Origin of the sequence: Alteribacillus bidgolensis, assembly GCF_002886255.1 — a bacterium.
GTDB classification, from domain to species: domain Bacteria; phylum Bacillota; class Bacilli; order Bacillales; family Marinococcaceae; genus Alteribacillus; species Alteribacillus bidgolensis.
The window spans coordinates 1,601,660-1,621,040 of sequence record NZ_KZ614149.1 but is presented as its reverse complement, the minus strand read 5'-3'; the positions used below and the strand labels follow the sequence as shown (position 1 = coordinate 1,621,040).

At 40.7% G+C, this 19,381-nt stretch carries 19 protein-coding genes and 1 pseudogene; 14 read left to right on the top strand and 6 right to left on the bottom strand.

What is annotated here, in order from left to right; translation table 11 throughout:
- Positions 1–17 precede the first annotated feature (17 nt).
- Complete coding sequence (locus CEF16_RS08180) at positions 18–788, bottom strand: hypothetical protein (RefSeq protein WP_425427970.1); 771 nt, start codon at positions 786–788, stop codon at positions 18–20.
- A gap of 271 nt (positions 789–1,059) precedes the next feature.
- Here CEF16_RS08180 and CEF16_RS08175 point away from each other — a divergent pair, with 271 nt between their 5' ends.
- Together CEF16_RS08175 and CEF16_RS08170 are read left to right on the top strand one after the other, a co-directional pair.
- A complete protein-coding gene (locus CEF16_RS08175; protein WP_091585091.1) occupies positions 1,060–1,440 on the top strand; it encodes a VOC family protein in 381 nt (126 codons plus the stop codon).
- A gap of 10 nt (positions 1,441–1,450) precedes the next feature.
- Positions 1,451–1,657, top strand: a complete 207-nt coding sequence (locus CEF16_RS08170) for a hypothetical protein (protein WP_091585094.1) — start codon at positions 1,451–1,453, stop codon at positions 1,655–1,657.
- Between the two features lie 337 nt (positions 1,658–1,994).
- Here the strand turns inward: CEF16_RS08170 and CEF16_RS08165 are convergent, their stop codons facing one another.
- Complete coding sequence (locus CEF16_RS08165) at positions 1,995–3,971, bottom strand: electron transport protein (protein WP_091585096.1); 1,977 nt, start codon at positions 3,969–3,971, stop codon at positions 1,995–1,997.
- A gap of 156 nt (positions 3,972–4,127) precedes the next feature.
- Between CEF16_RS08165 and CEF16_RS08160 the strand changes: the two genes are divergently transcribed.
- From CEF16_RS08160 to tagH, 5 genes are all read left to right on the top strand, one after another.
- Positions 4,128–4,352: a hypothetical protein gene (locus CEF16_RS08160; RefSeq protein WP_091585098.1), complete on the top strand. Its 225-nt coding sequence runs from the start codon at positions 4,128–4,130 to the stop codon at positions 4,350–4,352.
- A 339-nt stretch (positions 4,353–4,691) separates the two neighbouring features.
- Positions 4,692–5,090, top strand: coding sequence for a glycerol-3-phosphate cytidylyltransferase (gene tagD / locus CEF16_RS08155; RefSeq protein WP_091585100.1), 399 nt, complete (start codon positions 4,692–4,694; stop codon positions 5,088–5,090).
- Positions 5,091–5,205: 115 nt separating this feature from the next.
- Positions 5,206–6,441, top strand: a complete 1,236-nt coding sequence (locus CEF16_RS08150) for a CDP-glycerol glycerophosphotransferase family protein (RefSeq protein WP_091585102.1) — start codon at positions 5,206–5,208, stop codon at positions 6,439–6,441.
- A gap of 24 nt (positions 6,442–6,465) precedes the next feature.
- The gene (locus CEF16_RS08145) at positions 6,466–7,272 is read left to right on the top strand and encodes an ABC transporter permease (protein ID WP_091585104.1); all 807 of its coding nucleotides are present in this window, start codon (positions 6,466–6,468) and stop codon (positions 7,270–7,272) included.
- A gap of 57 nt (positions 7,273–7,329) precedes the next feature.
- Positions 7,330–8,133: a teichoic acids export ABC transporter ATP-binding subunit TagH gene (tagH, locus tag CEF16_RS08140; RefSeq protein WP_091585106.1), complete on the top strand. Its 804-nt coding sequence runs from the start codon at positions 7,330–7,332 to the stop codon at positions 8,131–8,133.
- 157 nt (positions 8,134–8,290) lie between these two features.
- Here the strand turns inward: tagH and CEF16_RS08135 are convergent, their stop codons facing one another.
- On the bottom strand, positions 8,291–8,596 hold the full coding sequence (locus CEF16_RS08135) for a hypothetical protein (RefSeq protein ID WP_091585108.1): 306 nt from the start codon (positions 8,594–8,596) through the stop codon (positions 8,291–8,293).
- Positions 8,597–8,862: 266 nt separating this feature from the next.
- On the opposite strand from CEF16_RS08135, the gene CEF16_RS08130 reads away from it, so the two are divergent.
- The 4 genes from CEF16_RS08130 to CEF16_RS08115 all read left to right on the top strand — a co-directional run bounded on the left by CEF16_RS08130 (position 8,863) and on the right by CEF16_RS08115 (position 13,771).
- Complete coding sequence (locus CEF16_RS08130; RefSeq protein ID WP_091585110.1) at positions 8,863–9,444, top strand: biotin transporter BioY; 582 nt, start codon at positions 8,863–8,865, stop codon at positions 9,442–9,444.
- 18 nt (positions 9,445–9,462) lie between these two features.
- The gene (locus CEF16_RS08125) at positions 9,463–10,989 is read left to right on the top strand and encodes an AMP-binding protein (protein WP_091585112.1); all 1,527 of its coding nucleotides are present in this window, start codon (positions 9,463–9,465) and stop codon (positions 10,987–10,989) included.
- Positions 10,986–12,131, top strand: coding sequence for a thiolase family protein (locus CEF16_RS08120; protein WP_091585114.1), 1,146 nt, complete (start codon positions 10,986–10,988; stop codon positions 12,129–12,131). Before CEF16_RS08125 ends, CEF16_RS08120 begins: the two co-directional genes overlap by 4 nt.
- A 131-nt stretch (positions 12,132–12,262) precedes the next feature.
- A complete protein-coding gene (locus tag CEF16_RS08115; protein WP_091585116.1) occupies positions 12,263–13,771 on the top strand; it encodes an S-layer homology domain-containing protein in 1,509 nt (502 codons plus the stop codon).
- Positions 13,772–14,014: 243 nt separating this feature from the next.
- On the opposite strand, the gene CEF16_RS08110 is transcribed toward CEF16_RS08115, so the two are convergent.
- Positions 14,015–14,305 (bottom strand): 2Fe-2S iron-sulfur cluster-binding protein, encoded by a 291-nt coding sequence (locus CEF16_RS08110; protein WP_091585118.1) that lies wholly within the window; start codon positions 14,303–14,305, stop codon positions 14,015–14,017.
- Between the two features lie 5 nt (positions 14,306–14,310).
- A complete protein-coding gene (locus CEF16_RS08105; RefSeq protein WP_091585120.1) occupies positions 14,311–15,966 on the bottom strand; it encodes an FAD-dependent oxidoreductase in 1,656 nt (551 codons plus the stop codon).
- Positions 15,967–16,203: 237 nt separating this feature from the next.
- Here CEF16_RS08105 and CEF16_RS08100 point away from each other — a divergent pair, with 237 nt between their 5' ends.
- Entirely contained in the window at positions 16,204–16,455 is a 252-nt protein-coding gene (locus tag CEF16_RS08100) for a hypothetical protein (RefSeq protein WP_091585122.1), read from the top strand.
- Between the two features lie 209 nt (positions 16,456–16,664).
- Positions 16,665–16,763, top strand: a pseudogene (locus CEF16_RS08095) (helix-turn-helix domain-containing protein); the annotation flags it as partial.
- 102 nt (positions 16,764–16,865) lie between these two features.
- Here the strand turns inward: CEF16_RS08095 and CEF16_RS08090 are convergent.
- Positions 16,866–17,069: a hypothetical protein gene (locus CEF16_RS08090; RefSeq protein ID WP_091585124.1), complete on the bottom strand. Its 204-nt coding sequence runs from the start codon at positions 17,067–17,069 to the stop codon at positions 16,866–16,868.
- A gap of 250 nt (positions 17,070–17,319) precedes the next feature.
- Between CEF16_RS08090 and CEF16_RS08085 the strand changes: the two genes are divergently transcribed.
- Positions 17,320–19,335, top strand: coding sequence for a methyl-accepting chemotaxis protein (locus CEF16_RS08085; RefSeq protein ID WP_091585126.1), 2,016 nt, complete (start codon positions 17,320–17,322; stop codon positions 19,333–19,335).
- Positions 19,336–19,381 lie beyond the last annotated feature (46 nt).

Sequence of the window (19,381 nt, the reverse complement as noted above, 5' to 3'; positions counted from 1 at the left end):
TTGTCACCTCATGCTTTTCAGGGAAATTTGACACGATATTGTTGATAATTGTTCTTTAAAAATTTTCTTTGTTCACTTTCAAATAATTTATTGTTTTCGACTGTATTTACATAGGAGTCATAAACGCCAAAACCTATATACGAAGGGATAAATAAAAACCACTGTGGATCCAGCACTTGTGTCGCTTGTCCGATTTCTCCTATAAAAAGGTAATGGACAGCAATAAGAATTTTAGATGAGTATACAAAAACAATCACAAAAGACAAAATAAAAAAGGCGGTGAGTACACGGTGGATGTAAAGCTGCCCTAGACCTGGAGTGAATAGGGACCATATTACGGCCATCAGCGGTCTTCGCTTGTCTAAATAATTAATTCCCAAGGCACCTATGGTAAATGAACTAAAGTCAGCATTTTCACGCTCGGCCAGTATGAATACTTTATTCATATCCACAGTAGTGCGGTAGCTATCCCATATTCCAAAAAGATAGACTGGAATATACAAAAGTATCCATCTTGGATCGAGTACTTCCTTTGCCATCTCTATATTCCCAGTAAAGGAAAATACAATAGCATGATTTAAGTGAGCCATATTATTAATGAGAATCTCCCAGATAAAAAGGGAATAGCCTCTCAGATATTTAGCTAAAAGAAGATGGCCAAAACCAGGAAACGCCGCTGACCACCAGGCAATGATATATGGATTTCTTAAATGCATCTGTGTCGTGCCAATTGCACTGACATGAGCCTTCATTCGTCGTGCCTTATAAGTTGGATGAAAGTTGTTCACGAGGAATTCCTCAATTTTCTATTAGTTTAAATAGCATTTTTAATGTATTTTTTACCAAATATATAAATTTTATGTATAAGTAAAAAGTACACCACGAAGTGTTTGTGAGTTCCTTGGAGCTGTTTGCTAAAGGAAACGGCTTCTCAACCTTCTTCACTGCCTTTATTATTCATAAAAGAAAACACGAAGAAGGTTGAATAATTATTTTAAAAGCAGGACAGAACTGTCTTTTATAGAATACTAAGAGGGGTAAAGAGAGGGGTGCTTATTTATGAAAAGTATTCACCCTTACATAATGGTAGAAAATTGCAAAGAAGCAATGGAATTTTACGAAGAGGTTCTAGGCGGTGAAATAAAAAACGTACAGGCATTGGAAGAGCATGGTGGAAAGTACATGCACGCAGAACTTCATATGAGCGATCAAATCATTCATTTCTCAGATGTCTTCCAAGATTATGGAAAGATAACCCAGGGAAACAATGTTTACGTATTACTAGAGTTTGAAGAAAAAGAGGAAATAAAAAAAGTATATGAATCCATTCAAGAAGGGGCAGAAGTAGGGGTGGAGCTGCAAGAAACGTTTTGGGGAGCACTTCATGCCAACTTAATTGATAGATACGGAATTGGCTGGATGCTTAATTGCCAGTTGTAAGGGGGCCATTATGGCACACCGTAAAACAAAACCTGCCTTAGGTTTCTTTGGATCTTTTCTTTTATGCGGCTGGGGAGCGTATCGTCTGCTTACAGAATCCTTTGACTCCTACACATGGCTTATTCCTGCTCTCTTTGCTGTAACAGGCGGGATTGGAATTGCCGCTAATGCGATTCATTTTTTTAGGAACAGATCCTATGAATCACATGGAAAATAAACAGGGTGTCCTAATTTTTGCAGACTTAAATTATAACCTGGGTTCCGTTATTCGCTGCGAATTTCTTTCATTTTTGCAAAGAATAACGGAATGATGCCCTATATTTTAAAGTGCTTTTTATCAAATTACAGCACAAACATCAGCGACGTCTTTCATAGAGTTTTGGAAGGCACTTAAAAGTCCGCGGACGTCATGCATACGTTTATTTTTTTTGAATTTTACATCCATATTTTTACAATTATATTTGAAATTCCAAAATACTATCCGAATCTCGGAATTTACCAGCCGTATGCAGCCATTTACATTCGTCTAAAGAGCCGTAAAAAAGAAGAGGAGCTCATTCCTCTTCTCCGTCTATTTGCAGCACATATTCGATTAGCGCATTCTGTTCATCTTTTGAAAATCCGCGCTTTTCATCTGCCCAAAACGCATGACCGCTTCCCTCAATATTTAATTTTCTTAACTCGCTCGAAGAATGATTTGCATCCACTACCTGCTTACGAAGTGACTCATCGACTAAAGCCTGCATGCTGTTATAGGGGTCTGGTCTTTTACCATTATGAAATGTACCAGGGATGCCAAGATCCGTGTTTTTGTCTGGTCCAACAGCCACCCCGCCATCATGTAGATAGGGGGCCTGCCAGTATACTCCGGCCAGGCCTTTTACCTTGTAACCGCCATCCGAATCATTATGAGCAAAGGCTAATTCTACATCTTTTTTTGAAAAATTGTTAGATGGTATGTTTAATTTCTTCGCTGCATTTGGAACGGGAACAGGGGTGTCTGGTGAATAAATCGCCGCCTCGTCCCAAACCTTTTGTGTTCCAGCTAATGCTTTGGCTCGAGAAGGATTCGTTCCTGCTTCTTTGGCGGGTATGATTTTGTTATTCGTTTTATAACGTCCCGCATGGCATTTTATGCAGCCAGCCTTTTCAAATACTTTTCTTCCTTGTTCGATCGTTTTCGTGTCTTGGTCTCTGTTTGGCTTTGGCGGAACAAGCGTATTTTGGTACGCTGCAACAGCATTATTTTGTTCATTGACCCGGTAACCTGGACTTGAAACGACTAAGCCATCCGGAGCAGCAAGCGTCACATTTGGGAAAGTCGGGAGTTTCACTAGATCATTAACTCCTGGGGTGTTAGGATGCGGTGCTGCTTTTTCTAAAAATTCACTTGGTTTCTCATCTGAATCAGGACGGTAACGAAAGTTTTTGTTTGCGGCGCGCTGAAGAATCGTCCCAATATAGACTTCCTTATCGATATCAAACATGCCTTTACTGATAGAAGATTGAGCAAGGGAGTCTGCTCCTTGCGCATGTACATTATTGCTAAGGGTAGTTAAGCCATTAAAAGCACCAGCCATTCCCATTCCGCTCCAACTGTACGGATGATCGCCAAAAGTAAAAGAATCACCGACTTGTGTAGGATTGGCTTCTTGGTCAATCGTTGCGTCAAAAAAGCCGGGTGGCCAGCTCATCAACGTTTTTTCTACATCTTTTTCAAGCTGATCGGGATCGGGTAACGATTCCGTTTTTCCATCTGAATTTTCAATAGAACGACTAGAAGCTGTTATGTAGGCTTCGAGGTTTTTTTTCTCTGTGTGCGTAAAATAAGCTGCGGAATTGCTTGCCATCGCCATTAAAAGACCGACATTAAAGTTTGTATTTGTCGCTCCTTCTACCACTTTCCCGGTTGTGGTTTCAACTTGGGCATGACAGGCTGCACAGGTCACTCCTGCTTTCAGTTTCCCGCGGTCAAGCGTCACAGGCATACCAAGCGGCATGATAGATCCTTTTGGCACAGCAAGCCCTGTGTCTATTTTTTCTCCTTTTTTAAATGTTTGATCTCCCACCTTCACTGTTTCACTTAATTCTACCTGCAAGTTGTTTGTTCCTTTTCCTCTTAAAGCAAGTGCCGCTTTCGACATATTCCAGAGCGATATAGGACCGTCCAGTATTCCCATTACATCTGTAAGAAACACTTCATTTCCAAATGTCTCTTCATAAAAAACCTCACGTCCGAGATCAAGAAGATCGGTGTCCACCTTCACAGCACCTTCTCCAGGTAATAGTTTCTTTTTCCCTTCGACAGATGCACGAAGCGTGTCTGCTTCTTTGTCTGAAATGCTTTCTCCCCAGACGTTATACGATTCTTCCGGCCTGCCGTTTTTATAAATTTCTTCATTATTAAGCACTTTATCGAAAGAGGGAGTATAAGCAAACCGATAATGACCTGTGAAAAAAGCAGTAACGCCTCCAAATAGAAAGATAATAAAAATTACCCCAAAAGTCCAAAGAATATATTTCTTCCGCATATGTGATTCACCCCGTTTATTAGGAGTGCCCAACTTATGTTTTCTTATTTGAAAATTTGATGATTGAAAACTTAATATAAACAAAAGTTTAACAATATATTAATATGGTTAAAGATAGATATCTGCTAACAATCCATGCAGGAAAGGATGATAGGAGTGGACAAAGAAATCTATAATTTTATCCAGAACGTAGATGTGGACCAAAGAGATGGCAAAGTATTTTCACCGGCTGAGATAAATGAAGAGCTGTTTGACAATGAAAAACCACTAGAAGACGTCCTAGCCTCGCTGGAAAAGCTTGCTGAAGAAGGAAAAATGGCAAGAACGGAAGGGACGGCTCAAGACGGTTATAAAGGACAGCTGTTTACGAATAAAACGTAACAAACCGGACTGGAAAGCAAAGAGGCATCCTTGTCCATTTGATGACAATGATGCCTCTTTTTACTGCCGCCAATCTAAAAGCCTGATATAATCGCACATAGAATGTTTAAATGGAAAAAATTTCTTTGATAATTGAGATTTTCACATACTTTTTTATATAAATAAGCAGATATTTCATCAATAGTTTATAGTGAATAGTTGATGGGTGTGATATAATTCTGAAAGTCAACTAAATAAAGATGTTTTTTTTATTATATTTATTAAGTGAAAGTAAACAAGATGTAAAGAATCTCATAGAATTTGATTTTCTAGTTTCTAATGTAGCTAGGAGGGCTTAAAATGAAGAAAGTTATCACTTATGGAACATTTGATTTACTGCACTGGGGCCATATTAATATACTAAAACGCGCAAAGGCCTTAGGAGATTATCTCATTGTAGCTATTTCTACAGATGAATTTAACGCATTGAAAAATAAGAAAGCATATTATTCATATGAACAGAGAAAAATGATCTTAGAAGCAGTCCGTTATGTGGATGAAGTTATTCCCGAAGAAAAATGGGAGCAGAAGGTAGAAGACATCCTTGATCATAAAGTAGATGCTCTTGTGATGGGAGATGATTGGAAAGGGAAATTCGACTACCTTAAGCCTTATTGTGAAGTCATTTATTTACCAAGAACCGCTAATATTTCTACTACAAAAATCAAAAAAGAACTGCTTCTTGCAAATGCTTATTAGAAAGAGAGAGGATTTTTTCTCTCTTTTTCTTTTTTGTCTCCACATGGTAAAACGTTTATAATAGATCGAGCAGTGTAACCATATTACTTTTTGAATCAGAAGGGTATTGAATCAAATGAAAAAACGATTTAAGAAATTTAAGAAAAAATTCAAAAAGAAATTTACAAAGCGATGGAACAAAATTAAAAAATCAAAAAAGGTACGCCGTTTTTACCGCGGGGTTTCGCTTCTTGTCGGACGTCTGCCTAAGAAGAAAAACATTATCGTATTTGAAAGCTTTTTAGGCAAACAATACAGCTGTAACCCTAGAGCGATTTATGAAACACTTATAGAACAAGACAGAAACTTTATTTATTATTGGAGTATTGACCATCGTTTTAAATCACGCTTTGATGAGCATGGAGTTCGCACGATCAGCCGTTTTTCATTAAAGTGGTTTATCGTTATGATGCGGGCGAAATATTGGGTGTTCAACAGCAGGCTTCCAAAGTGGATCGCAAAGCCGCATGACACGGTGTATTTGCAGACCTGGCATGGCACGCCTTTGAAAAAATTGGCGTTAGACATGGAAGAAGTGCTCATGCCGGGGACAACAACGGAAATGTATAAGCGGAATTTCGTGGCAGAAGCTAGTAGATGGAACTATCTCGTTTCTCCGAATACGTACTCTTCTGAGATTTTTAGAAGAGCCTTTCATTTTGAACAGGACCTGCTAGAAACAGGCTATCCTAGAAATGACTATTTGTTTCATTATACAAAGGAAGATGAGGAAAAAATAAAAGAAAGGCTCGGAATTCCCGACGATAAAAAAGTGATTTTATATGCACCAACGTGGCGGGATAATGAGTATCATTTCATCGGAAAGTATAAGTTTGCGGTACAGATGGATCTTGATCGTATGCGCGAAGAACTCGGTGATGAATATGTGATTGTATTAAGACTGCATTATTTAGTTTCTGATAAACTCAATTTGAAAGACTATGAAGAATTTGCATTCGACGGCTCTAATTATCCAGACATCCGCGATCTCTATATTATTGGTGATGTGTTAATTACGGACTATTCTTCCGTTATGTTTGATTTTGGTGTCTTAAAAAGGCCGATGATCTTTTATGTATATGATATTGAAAGCTACCGCGACCAGCTGAGAGGCTTTTATTTTGACTTTGAAAACGAAGCACCCGGCCCGCTTGTTACGACAACAGAGGAAATCATCGAAGAAGTAAAACAGGCAGACTCGATACGAACCAGATTTAAACCGCATGTGGAATGGTTCGAAAGTACGTTTCATTCACTAGAAGACGGAGAAGCTTCTAATCGTGTCATCGCGCACGTATTTGATAAGCAGTGAAGGATATAAAAAGAAGGTATGACGATGAAATCTGTTGGTACGATTTTAAAAGAGTTATGGCAGAGCATGTATCTTATTAACCGTCTCGCTCTATATGAAATTAAGATAAAAAATAACAATAATTATCTAGGCCCGCTTTGGGAGTTAATTACACCGGCCTTTTTTATAGCGATTTATTGGTTCGTGTTTGGGTATGGTATTCGAGATAATGAAGGAGTGGACGGCGTTCCTTTTCTCAGCTGGATGATGGCCGGTATTACCATCTGGTTTTTTGTTCAGCCTGCTGTCACACAAGGATCCAAAGCGATCTATACGAAGATCCGAATGGTATCGAAGATGAGTTTTCCTACTAGCGTGATCCCTGCTTATGTTGTCGTATCAAAGCTTTATCCGCATTTTGTCTTATTATTAATAATTATTATTTTTATGCAGTTTTCAGGATATCCGGTGAATATGTATTATTTACAGTTTCCTTATTTTATTTTCAGCATGCTGATTTTAATTATTGCCGTGGTACTGATTTTTTCCACCGTAACTACGGTTATCCGCGATGCGCAAATGTTTATTCAATCGACGATTCGTGTTTTGCTTTATTTAACACCGTTTTTATGGGTAACAGAAGTGCTTCCGGACAACATTCAATCGTTAATGCAGCTTAATCCGCTCTATTATTTAGTAGAAGGATACCGAGCTGCCTTTTTTGGAGAATCATGGTATTTTATTGAGCACTGGCAATATACGCTGTATTTCTGGAGCATTGTAGTCGTTCTTTTTGTCATAGGTTCGATGCTGCATATGCGTTTTCGCCGTCATTTTATTGATTTTTTATAAAAGACTGCAAAGGACGTTTACAGCAGCATATAGAAAATGTAGACGGATGTGATAAAGATGACAAAAGCGATCGTTGCTAAAAATGTGACGAAAAAGTTTAAACTATATAACACCCAATCCGAACGCTTAAAAGACCTTTTGCTTCCGAAAAGTTTTGGAGAAGAATTTTACGCGTTGAGAGATGTTTCTTTTGAAGCAGAAAAAGGCGATATCATCGGGTTAGTCGGGGTGAACGGCTCAGGGAAATCTACCCTGTCCAATATCATTTCAGGTATTGTTCCGGAAACGAGCGGCGAAATCAGTATTAACGGTGAAACAGCTATTATTGATGTGTCCGCCGGTTTAAACAACAAATTAACCGGCAGAGAAAACATTGAACTAAAATGCTTGATGCTTGGCTTTAATAGAAAAGAAATCAAGAACATGGAGCAGGACATTATCGATTTTGCCGAACTTGATAAATTTATTGACCAGCCGGTGAAGTCTTATTCGAAAGGGATGAAATCACGGCTTGGCTTTGCGATCAACGTCAGCATTGACCCCGATATTTTAATTGTCGATGAGGCCTTGTCCGTTGGGGATAAAGCTTTTGCGAAAAAAAGCCTCGAAAAGATGAAAGAATTTAAAGAACGCGGCAAAACCATGTTTTTCGTCAGTCATTCAATTGCGCAAATGAAAGAGTTTTGCAATAAAATCATGTGGCTTGAATTTGGCGAGAAGAAAGCTTACGGAGAAATGGAAGACGTGCTCGGAGACTATGAAGCTTTTCTGAAAGAGTATAATAAATGGTCAAAGAAAAAGAGAAAAGCATTCAGACAGAAAGGGTTCGAGCGGCAAAGCAAAGTCAAAGAATTGGTATGATAAAGTGCCCCGGCGAGATGTTACAGCTGGGGCACTATTTTTGGCGGGTGAAAGGAAGAGTATAAGAAAGACTAAGGTTTCCGACTCCGGGACTTACGTCAAGGCATTCCATAAAGAAGCCAAAAAGCTTAAATGAATGGGAGAGGTAAGAAAGAATTCACTGCCGCATCTCTTCAAGCTTATGCAGCAGCTCATCTTTTTCCCATGTTTTGTCAGGATTCAGCCAGTGGCCATTATAAAAAAACGAAGAACGGCGTATGCCAAAACAGATTACTTTGCATAATTCAAAGAAGCAGATAGACCCTGCTTTCCAGTGGCGTAGAAAATAAACGAGAATAGAAAATGTGTTTCTCGGGTCAAGGTAAATGATTTCTATTTCGTCCCCGTATATTTTGCGAATATCACGGTAAACGATCCCGATCTCTTCCATTTCCTTACGAACGTCTTTAAATGTATCGTGCATGCTGATGAACCCGTCATCAGTAATTCCTCCGCATCAATCTCCGCCAATGTGAGGTGTCATGCGTATGACCATTACTTCATCTTTCATGCGCTGCCCCTTTCCAAAAAAGGATCGAGCACGTATACTTTACTATAAGTATCTCGTCTAAATCGAGAAGAAGTCAACTGATAATGTTAATGATATGTAAACTTGTTTAAAATTTAAGTTGACATATAAGCCTTCTTGTTTTACATTCTCCATATACTTATATTAGGAGGACGTTGAGAATGAAAACAAGAAATATGATGTATGTGGCTATGTTTGCAGCAGTAGTCGGGGTGCTCGGATTAATGCCGCCGATCCCGCTTCCGTTTACACCCGTACCAATCACAGCACAGACACTCGGTGTGATGCTTGCCGGTTCCTTACTTGGCGCAAGGCTTGGGGGAGGGAGCTTACTTCTCTTTTTGGCATTAATCGCTGCAGGTATGCCGATTCTTGCCGGCGGACGCGGCGGTCTTGGAGTATTGTTTGGTCCGAGTGGAGGCTACATTCTTTCTTGGCCGCTTGCAGCATTTCTCATTGGGTTTATGATGCAAAAAGCTCAGCCGGCCTTAAATTTAGCGAAAGCGATCATCATTAATATCGTCGGCGGTATCCTCGTCATTCACGTTTTTGGAATTATTTATCTTGCTTTTGTTACGAATATTTCTTTATGGGCCGCTGCTGTTTCATCTTTAGGATTTGTCCCAGGAGATACAGTAAAAGCGATCATTTCCGCCGTCATTGCTGTAAAAATTGCCAAAAGCCATCCTTCTTTATTAAAAGGAAACAATCGAGGGGAACAATCAGCGAAAAAAGCTGGCTAAGAGAGGAAGGAACGAAACATGTCGATTGCCGCTTCGTTTGTGAACAACGCAGAATCAAACCCTGGAAAAACAGCTGTCTTTACACCACAAAGAACTGTAACGTATGGAGAGCTTCATGAAAAAACAAATCGAGCAGCAAAAGCGCTGCGGCAGACTCCTGTAAAAGAACAAAAAGATACACCGCCTAAAGCCGCTGTGCTGCTTTCAAACAGCATAGAATTTGTAGAAGTGTTTTTAGGTGCAGCGAAAGCAGGCTGGCTTGCGGTGACGTTTGATCCGAAATGGTCGGATAAAGAGCTTGCTGCCATCATAAAAGAGACGAAGCCAGAGATTCTTTTTATCGAAAAACAATTTACACATATAAAAGACGAAATTCCTGCGTCGATCCAAGTGATTGTGTGCAGAGGAGAGGAAGCTCCCTTTACAACGTATGAACAATGGCTTAAAAATAGCAATACAAATGACATTGTTTTACCGGAAGTGACGGGCGGCACGTTATTTTACATGGGATTTACTTCAGGAACCACCGGTCTGCCAAAAGGTTTCATGAGAACTCATCGTTCCTGGACAGAAAGTTTTCAAGAAGGGGATAAAGAGCTAAAATTACAAGCGTCTGATCATATTTTAGTGCCAGGGCCGCTTGTTCATTCGCTGTTTTTATTTGCTGCTCTTCATGCCCTGCATCGCGGAGCTGTATGCTTTCTTGAGGAAAGCTTTCAGGCCGAAGCCGTTATCGAAAGAATAAACGCGGGGCATATTTCTGTCATGTACGGAGTGCCGACGATGTTTGAAGCAATCGCTCAGCGTTTAGAGCAAGGAGAAACAAAAACAGAGACGCTTAGAACTTGTATTGCATCTGGCGCGAAAATGGCGCAGCACAAAAAGACAGTTTTAGAAAAAACATGGACAAAAGCTGAATGGATTGAATTTTACGGAGCATCAGAGCTCAGTTTTGTCAGCATTTTGCACCATAAAGACCGCTTTAGAAGTAAAAATGCGCTAGGATATCCTTTTTCTAACGTAGAAGTGTCGGTCCGAAATGAAAATGGAGAAGATGTGGAACCCGGAAATATTGGAGAATTGTTTGTGCGAAGTCCGATGGTGTTTGCTGGTTATTATCCACGGGTTTCTTCAGATCCTGAAGCATTTATTTCTTCAGGAGATTTAGTACAGCAAGAGGAAGATGGGTTTTTGCACCTTGCCGGCCGCAAGAAAAATATGATCGTTACCGGTGGATTGAACGTATACCCTGAGGAAGTAGAAGAAGTGCTGAAAGCAAGTCCAATGGTAAAAGACGCAGTGGTTGTCGGGATAGAGGATGAATATTGGGGAGAAGCAGTTGCAGCGCTGCTTGTGGCTAAAGATCATATGCAAATAGAAGATGACATCAAAGCTTATTGTAAAAAACAAATTGCCAGCTACAAATGTCCCCGTTTTGTTATGACAGCCGACGAAATCCCGCTTACGACAAGCGGAAAGCCTTCTAGACAAAAGGTAAAAGAGAAGATCGAAAAACAATTTCGGTTAGAAGGTCAGTTACAATGAACAAACCAGTAATCGTAAGTGCAAAACGTACACCGATAGGAAAAGTGGATGGCATTCTGCGAAACACAGCACCAGAACAAATGGCAAGCACTCTCATCCAACACATAGTCCGGGATAATGATATTGATCCTGCTGCGATAGATGATGTGATCTTAGGAAATGTCGTAGGACCAGGCGGCAATATCGCCAGGCTTTCCCTTTTAACAGCAGGTCTTCCGGTATCCGTTCCTGGAGTAACAGTGGACCGCCAGTGCGGATCAGGCCTTGAAGCAATCAGCATGGCAGCTCGGTTCATCCAAGCAGGAGCAGGTGATGTTTACATCGCTGGAGGCACAGAAAGCACCAGTCTGGCCCCTTGGAAAATGGAACGGCCTAAAAATTTGCATAAAGGAATGCCGCGGCTCTATGAAAGAGCTCGCTTTTCACCGGAAAGCATAGGGGACCCGGAAATGGGAGAAGCCGCAGAAAATGTAGCCAGGGAATACGGCATTTCCCGCGAGAACCAGGATCAGTATGCACTAGAAAGTCATCAAAAAGCTTCGGCTGCAGTAGAAGCAGGTATGTTTGATGATGAAATAGTGCCCGTTCCAGGAGTGAAACAACAATACGATGAATGCCCGCGCAAACGAACAAGCTTAAAAATGTTAAACCGCTTGCCGGCATCTTTTGTGGAAAATGGAACGGTAACAGCTGGAAATTCCTGTCCATTAAATGATGGATCCTCCGTTGTTTTAATGATGTCAGAAAAAAAAGCACGGGAATGGAATCTACAACCGCAGGCAGAAGTGATCGATACGGTAACGGCTGGAGTAGATCCGAACGTACTCGGCATTGGGCCGGTGCCTGCTGTTGAGAAATGCTTGCGCCGAAATGGTTTAACCATCAATGATATTGATCTAATGGAATTTAATGAAGCTTTTGCCTCGCAAGTGCTGGCATCCTTGTGCGCACTCAAGATGCCGCTTGAGAAAGTGAACGTAAGTGGAGGAGCTATTGCACTTGGACATCCGTATGGTGCTTCAGGAGCTATTATTACGACCAGGCTTATGACTGAATTGAAAAGCCAGAATGCCGAAATAGGACTCGCCACGATGGGTATCGGCGGGGGAATGGGAATAACTTGTCTTTTAAAAAAACGATAAATATCTCTTTTAAAACAGCCCGGATCGTTTGTGTAGAACGTTCCGGGTATTTTTGGTGAAAAATGCCGATTTTTCAATTATGTTAAGAATGTTACAGTTAAGTTAAGAGCACAAAAAAGGGGGAAACGTACGTGATACAAATAAGAAAGTGGGCGATATCAGCATTTATTGCTGCAATCCTAGCACCAGCCGCAGCAAACGCTGACTCCCATCCGTTCACCGATGTAAACAGCCAATTTTGGGCAGAAGAAGAAATAGAGTTTCTGGTTGATGAAAAGGTGGTTACGGGCTACGGCGACGGAACGTTTCGTCCGAATGATCCGGTGAAACGCAGTCAAGCAGCGTCTATGCTTGTCGAAGCACTGGAACTAGAAACCGAAGATCGACCGAAACCAGATTTTATAGATATTCAGGAAGATTTTCACGCTTTTGACGTAGCGGCAGCTATGCAGGATGAGGGGATTATTCGTGGAAAGGATGGTTATTTTCTTCCAAATGAGGCGATGACGCGTGGACAGATGGCAGCTGTGTTAAATCGTTCTTTTCCAATTTCAGCAGGTCCGGAAGCTGTGAAAACATTTAAAGATATAGAGGAAAGCCATACTTTTTATTCAGATATTCAAGCGATAGCGGAAGCTAGAATTACAACAGGCTACGAAGACAATGCGTTTGGATCAAATGATATTCTTACTAGAGCGCAGTTCTCTGTATTTTTAGCAAGAGCATTAGCACCTGAACAATTTATTGATGAAGTAGAACATGATACGTACGCCAATTCACGTTTCGACTTTGAAGTGACGCACCCTGCTGATTGGCCGGCTGGTGAAGAAGCAGCAAACGGAGATGGAAAGCTCCTATATGAATCAGAAGAAAATCAAATAAGAGCTTATGCCACTCATTATATGAAAGACCAGGCTCCTGATATATCAGAGTATCGTTCGATCATTCTAGATAACGGCAACGGCTATTACAAAGAAACAGAAAACAATAATAAAGTTGAATTTGATATGTTCAGACTAAAAAACGATATAGAATACCATGTGAGTGGAGAAGTGTCTCTTTCGTTCTTTGAAGAAAACGAACAAGATATAAAAGAAACCATTTTAAGTTTCGAAGTGATGGATGACGTCGTGAATGAGGAAGCAGAAGCAAAAGCGGCGGCAGACGATGTGATTGGAGCATTAAAAAATAAAAACAGTGAGCGGTTTGCTTCTTTCGTGCACCCAGATAAAGGGGTAAGATTTTCTCCTTATGCTTATGTAGATCCAGAAAACGACCAGCACTTTTCTGCAGAAGAAACAGAAGGGCTGTTCGAAGAGGACACAGAGTATTTGTGGGGCCATTATGATGGTTCCGGACATCCTATCGAGCAGGATTTCTCTAGTTATTACGAAGAATTTATTTATGACCGAAATTTTGCCAACGCTGAAGAAACATCAGTGAATGAGAGAATCGGGCAAGGGAACACAATAGACAACAGTCAAGATGTTTATCCGGAAGCGTTTGTGGTTGAATATTATTTTTCAGGTGATGAAGAGGAATACGCAGGCATGGATTGGAAATCGCTTCGAATAGCGGTAGATAAGCATAAGGGAGAATGGTATGTTGTCGGAGTTATTCATGATGAATGGACCATTTAAATAGCAGGAGAGGCCGGCCCTAAAGGTTAAAGGGCCGGCTTTTTCTCGTACTTTAAGAAAATTTAACTTCATTAAAGGATTAAAGTATAAGAAAAACTAAGGCTTTCGCCATTAAGGTCTGGCGACAAGCCGAGTCTTTCTAATACCTTTAGGAATGTTTAACTTTGTTAAAGGACCAAAGTATAAGTAAAACTACGACTTCCGCCATAAGAACTCGGCGGTGGTCTAACTCATGTATTATGCTTACATTTCTTTAACAAGATCCCTAATTGTTTCTCCGCGCGGCATAGGTCCAATTGTCAGCTTGCCATTTTCGCCGGGTTCTGCGAGTGTCATGCAGCTTAAACCCGGCTTTTTGTTTATCATCATATTACAAGTGGCACAAAGACCGGTGCGGCACGAATAGCGGTACGCAATTGTTGGGTCGTGATATTTGTAAATATCTTCGACCACGTCTAACACAGTCATCCCATTTTTATACTCCATGTCGTAGTTGTCTGTTTTACCTTCTGATCGTTTAATTTCTACTTTCATGCATGTCACTCTCCTTTTACCGGACAGAAGGTATGTTGAAGCAAACCATTGCTCGATGTAATGCAAGTATGACGAGCCTCACGCTTTTGATCCGGAAAGTCACTGTTGTAATGAGCTCCTCTGCTTTCTTTTCTTGTTTTCGCCGCTGCTGTAATTACTTTGGCTGTGCGCAGCATATGAGAAGCTTCGATGAAGTCGAGTACTTCCCTAGAATAGCTGTCTTCAGGATTGGTGATGGTAACGTCTTCGAACGCCACTGTCATTTTCTCAAGCTTTTTGTCTGCCTTATCTAATCCCTCTGTCGTCCGAATCACATTCAAATAGGTATCCATTATTTCTCGGATGTTATTTTTTATGTCAAGTGGACGGAGTCTGCCTTTTTCTGAGGAACATACTTTTTCTAATAATGAATCGGCGTGTTTGGGGAGTACTGGCTGATTCTCAAGCATCGTCTCTTTAGAAAGAGAGGCTGCTGTTTCTCCTGCTCGTGCTCCAAACACAAGACATTCTGATAAAGCATTATTGCCAAGACGGTTGCCGCCATGTAACCCACCGGATGTTTCTCCAGCTGCATACAACCCCGGTACCTTAGTAGAAGCATCGCTGTTTATTTGTATTCCCCCCATAACAAAATGGGCAGCCGGGCCGACTTCGGCGCATTCTGCAGCTAGGTCCACCCCGCGTTTGAGACACATCGAGTTTTCATGCGGGAAATATGATTGTACTGCTTCTAATTGGTCTTTCGCATCGAGCCAGACGCTCCGATTTGAAGTACAGCGTCCGGCTGCTATTTCTTTTCCAATTGCAATGGAAAGCTTATCTCTAGTTGTATCTTCCAAGGTTTCTGGTTCATACCTTTTCATGAAACGTTCCCCTTGCGTATTATAAAGCTTGCCAAGGTGGTAAAAGCTCATGCATAACCCGGCTAGAGAATCGGGTTTCATCAGGCTGACTGGATAAAATTGAAGCTGTTCCATATCAATAAGAGATGCTCCGACACCTAGACCTAACGAGAAACCGTCTCCTGTTGCCTGTACCGGATTGCTTGTAATCGAATATAATTGCCCGATACCGCCCGCAGCTAAAATCACAGCCTTGCTTTGAATAAGGTAAGGTTTCTTGTTCCGTAAGTCATAAACCACAGCCCCGCACACTTTGCCATTTTGTTTAAGAAGATCAAGTGTAATCACATCGCTCCAACGAGTAATGGAATCTTTTTTCTTGGCCGCTTTCGTTAACGTTTGTAATAATCCAAGACCGGATTTTCCTTTTCTAGCGCTGATGGAGCGGGGAATGGTGTGCCCGGATGTTAAGGAAACGGCTGCTTCATTTGTTTCGTTTTGATCGAGTTTCAGACCCCATTCCAGCACATCTTGAAGACGCTTTTCAATATCGGTCGTTAACGCTTCAATTAAAGAGAGATTGCTCAAGCCGCGTCCGCTTTCATAAATATCTTTTCCATATGCTGTTGGACTGTCTTCTGGGACTGACCATGGACCGATCCCGGCAATTTGAACGGCTCCCACGGTCGAACCGCTCTTTCCAAATGCTCCTTTATCAATAACGAGGACATCTGTATCTTTTTGGGCGGCATAAACGGCTGCAGCAAGTCCAGCAGCCCCAGAGCCAATAACAAGTACGTCAGTTGTTGTATATTCCATGTTTCCTGCACGCTTCCTTTATTAAATAAATATTGTTGTTTAACATTTGCATGATCCTAGAAAATAGTCAAACATTTTAGATGAGTAAATGTGCCCTTCTCTTGACGAATAGTTTGGTTACAAATGAGGAAAAGTGAGAGAAAGGGAATTATTTTCTGTTACTTTCAAATTAATAAAGGAATCGTACTTGCTTTATCGAAAAAATATACTATCATGTAATTAAAAGGGGGATTACATATGAGTGATGCAAACGTGAAAAAAGGTCTGGAATCCTTGCCGGCAGTAGAGAGAGAAGTTTATTGCTTCATGGAAAAAGAGTATGAATTGTTAGAGCAGGCAGGCGAGAAATACGATGAAGCCAAAAATGATACGTATGTGGAAAAGAAAGCAAGCAAAGCATTTGACATTTCTGAAGAAGAAGCAGGTATTATTTATGCCAGAGCTGAATCTCAACTAAGACGCCATCACCTTTATCAAGCATCCGAATAATCGGGTGCTTTTTTTATCGTTCTTAGGCGAGAAGACTACCAGTTTCAAGAAGCGACAGCGAGTAAGTGGGAGATGAATCGGAGAGGGTCTTAGCTATCTCCATTGTCCGACTATCCCTACAGTCTTCTTGTTAAGAAGGGGTAAAATATTTTAAATAGTACTTTAGGAAAGTTTAATTTTGTTAAAGGAACAAAGTATAAGAAAAACAAATTGCTAAAACAATTGGTTGTAGTCGTTTTGTATTCAATCATTTCCTCGTTAAATGGAGTAACACATATAAAGATACGGGAAAAGGATTGACTTATAACGCTTATAAAACTCGGCGACAAGCCGAGTTTTACTTATTTCGCCCAGCTGCCCAGTACTAAAAAAGAGCTGCCCCAAAAATTTGGGACAGCCCTCCCAGGAGATTAGCAGTCGATGCAGTCTTCTTCACGGTTGCCGCGGTTATTCAGGTTGTCAAGATCGTCTTGAAATTCTGATTCACAAGCAAATTCCGTGTTCATGTTATCCATGTGCAATTCACGCTGATGATTTTGGTTTCGTTTTCGGTTCGCATTGTTAAGCTCCCGATTTTTCTGGTCTTGTCGGTTTTTATTCTCCCGATGTGCCACTTATCATCATCTCCTGTTAGCAGCTTTCCTTCAACCAGCATAAAGCTCATCAAACGAAAGGCAAAAGAAGTAGAGGGAATGTTTTGCCCTCGTTTTATAAGATGTACTGCTGCTTCTGTAAAAAACCATGTAAATTTTTCAAAAAAATAATATAGGGCTTTTATAACAAATAATAAAAACGAAAATATTACACTCCACGAGACCTATGACTTTTGTTATACTCCAGTTTGGAGAGAAAAGGAGTGGAAATATGAAGAAGAAAATGTTTACGATTAGAAAGAAATTGATCATTAGTTTTTTATTGGTTGGTCTGATTCCGCTTATTATTTCATCTATGTTTATTTATCAATTAAGCAGCAATGAAATAGTGGCAAAAGAAAGAGATGCCATGGAAAACATTTCGTTAAGTACGGCAGAAGGGTTAGAACAATGGCTTGATAAAAGGCTGGAGGAAATAAAATTAACAGCGCAAACGGAAAATATTATATCAAATGACTTGGACGAACGGTTAGGGTTTATGAATTATGTGAAAGAACAGGATGCTGCTTATGAAACAGTCGTCTTTACAGATCCTGAAGGCATCGTTCGAGCTCATACTTCTCCCGAACATATCGGTTCATTAGATTTATCAGAACGAGATTATTTTCAAAACGGCATGCAAGGAGAAGATTCGATTTCCGAAGTTCTTACTTCCAATTCGACTGGCAATCGTATTGTTGTCGTTGCAACACCAGTAATGGATGAAGACGATGATATTATTGGAGTGATGAGTGCTTCTCTTAATTTTGAAGCATTAGTGGAGCAGTTTCTAACGATGACAGATGAAAACATGGAAGGGGCAGAGGCTATACTAATTGATAAGCAGAATATCATTCAGCTCCATCCAGAAGAAGATCTCATAGGACTTACGGTAGAAGAAGCTGGGTTCAATAAGCATGTCATGTCCATATTTGAAGAAGGAAAAACGTCAAACGGCTCTTCTGAACTTCAAAATAACGGCGAAGCAGCAGTTATGTCCTATGCTCCTGTTCCACTTGCGGGCTATGGTTTATATTTAGCTGCGCCGATGGACCATATTTTATCGGTAACAGATCAGATCCAGCTTTTTTCCATTATTATACTTGCTGCAGCAAGTATACTTCTCGTGTTAGCGGCAGTGTTGGTAGCTCATAAAATAAGTAAGCCTGTCCAAATCATCACCGAAAAAGTAAAACGCGTGGCGCAAGGCGATTTATCAGAAGATCGTGCCGTCATCCACACACGCGATGAAGTGGGAGAATTAGCTTACCACTTTAATAACATGACAGAGAATTTAAAAGATATCATTCAGCAAGTCGAGCAAAATGCAGAATTAGTCAGCTCTTCTTCTGAACAATTAAATGCCAGCGCTGAACAATCAAGCCAAGCGTCAGAAGATATTACAACATCGATTCAGCAAGTCGCAAGCGGGGCAGAAACGCAAAAAGTGCAATTGCAGAACAACGTGAAGGCATTACAAGAAATGACGGACGGAATTGGGCAGATGGCATCTTCTGTAACAGACATTGCACAAACATCAAGCCGTACGCTGGAAAAAGCAGAAGAAGGCGGGCAGTCAGTTCAAAATACAAATCATAAAATGGAATCTATTCTTGGAGCGGTCGCTGAATCCAATAAGGTCAATCAGGCCTTAGGCCAACGATCTCAAGAAATAGAAAAAATATTGAATGTGATTTCCGATATAGCAGAGCAGACGAACCTGCTTGCACTTAATGCAGCGATTGAAGCGGCAAGAGCTGGCGAACACGGTAAAGGATTTGCGGTCGTTGCTGAAGAAGTAAGAAAGTTAGCAGAAGAATCCCAGCAATCATCTAATCAAATCGCCAGCATTATTAGAGACATTCAGACCGACATGGCTGAATCCTCTGAATCCACCAAGAACGTAACAAAAGAAGTAGAAGACGGAATGGAGGTTGTCAATGAATCAAGAGAAAAATTTGAAAACATCCACACGTCCACGCTTGAAGTGGCAGAACATATAGAACAAATGGCTGCTTCATCAGAACAATTATCTTCTAGCAGTCAAGAAATATCGGCGGCTTTTGAAGAAATGAACCGTATTTCAGAAGAAGCGTCAGCTAGCACCCAAACAGTAGCCGCTTCGTCAGAAGAACAACTCGCATCGATGCAGGAAATCGATTCTTCAGCTCAATCGTTAAGCCAAATGGCGGCTGAATTAAAAGAAGTCGTTAATCAGTTTAATCTAAAAAAAGAAAATGCTGAATGATAATAAAAAAGCTATCTAGGGGTAAAATCCCCCTTGAGATAGCTTT

What these genes read in the sequence shown, in the direction of transcription:
- CEF16_RS08175 (WP_091585091.1), top strand. Translation starts at nt 1,060, where the DNA reads ATGAAAAGTATTCACCCTTACATAATGGTAGAAAATTGCAAAGAAGCA.
- CEF16_RS08170 (WP_091585094.1), top strand. Translation starts at nt 1,451, where the DNA reads ATGGCACACCGTAAAACAAAACCTGCCTTAGGTTTCTTTGGATCTTTT.
- CEF16_RS08165 (WP_091585096.1), bottom strand. Translation starts at nt 3,971, where the DNA reads ATGCGGAAGAAATATATTCTTTGGACTTTTGGGGTAATTTTTATTATC.
- tagD (WP_091585100.1), top strand. Translation starts at nt 4,692, where the DNA reads ATGAAGAAAGTTATCACTTATGGAACATTTGATTTACTGCACTGGGGC.
- CEF16_RS08150 (WP_091585102.1), top strand. Translation starts at nt 5,206, where the DNA reads ATGAAAAAACGATTTAAGAAATTTAAGAAAAAATTCAAAAAGAAATTT.
- CEF16_RS08145 (WP_091585104.1), top strand. Translation starts at nt 6,466, where the DNA reads ATGAAATCTGTTGGTACGATTTTAAAAGAGTTATGGCAGAGCATGTAT.
- tagH (WP_091585106.1), top strand. Translation starts at nt 7,330, where the DNA reads ATGACAAAAGCGATCGTTGCTAAAAATGTGACGAAAAAGTTTAAACTA.
- CEF16_RS08135 (WP_091585108.1), bottom strand. Translation starts at nt 8,596, where the DNA reads ATGCACGATACATTTAAAGACGTTCGTAAGGAAATGGAAGAGATCGGG.
- CEF16_RS08130 (WP_091585110.1), top strand. Translation starts at nt 8,863, where the DNA reads ATGAAAACAAGAAATATGATGTATGTGGCTATGTTTGCAGCAGTAGTC.
- CEF16_RS08125 (WP_091585112.1), top strand. Translation starts at nt 9,463, where the DNA reads ATGTCGATTGCCGCTTCGTTTGTGAACAACGCAGAATCAAACCCTGGA.
- CEF16_RS08120 (WP_091585114.1), top strand. Translation starts at nt 10,986, where the DNA reads ATGAACAAACCAGTAATCGTAAGTGCAAAACGTACACCGATAGGAAAA.
- CEF16_RS08110 (WP_091585118.1), bottom strand. Translation starts at nt 14,305, where the DNA reads ATGAAAGTAGAAATTAAACGATCAGAAGGTAAAACAGACAACTACGAC.
- CEF16_RS08105 (WP_091585120.1), bottom strand. Translation starts at nt 15,966, where the DNA reads ATGGAATATACAACAACTGACGTACTTGTTATTGGCTCTGGGGCTGCT.
- CEF16_RS08100 (WP_091585122.1), top strand. Translation starts at nt 16,204, where the DNA reads ATGAGTGATGCAAACGTGAAAAAAGGTCTGGAATCCTTGCCGGCAGTA.
- CEF16_RS08085 (WP_091585126.1), top strand. Translation starts at nt 17,320, where the DNA reads ATGAAGAAGAAAATGTTTACGATTAGAAAGAAATTGATCATTAGTTTT.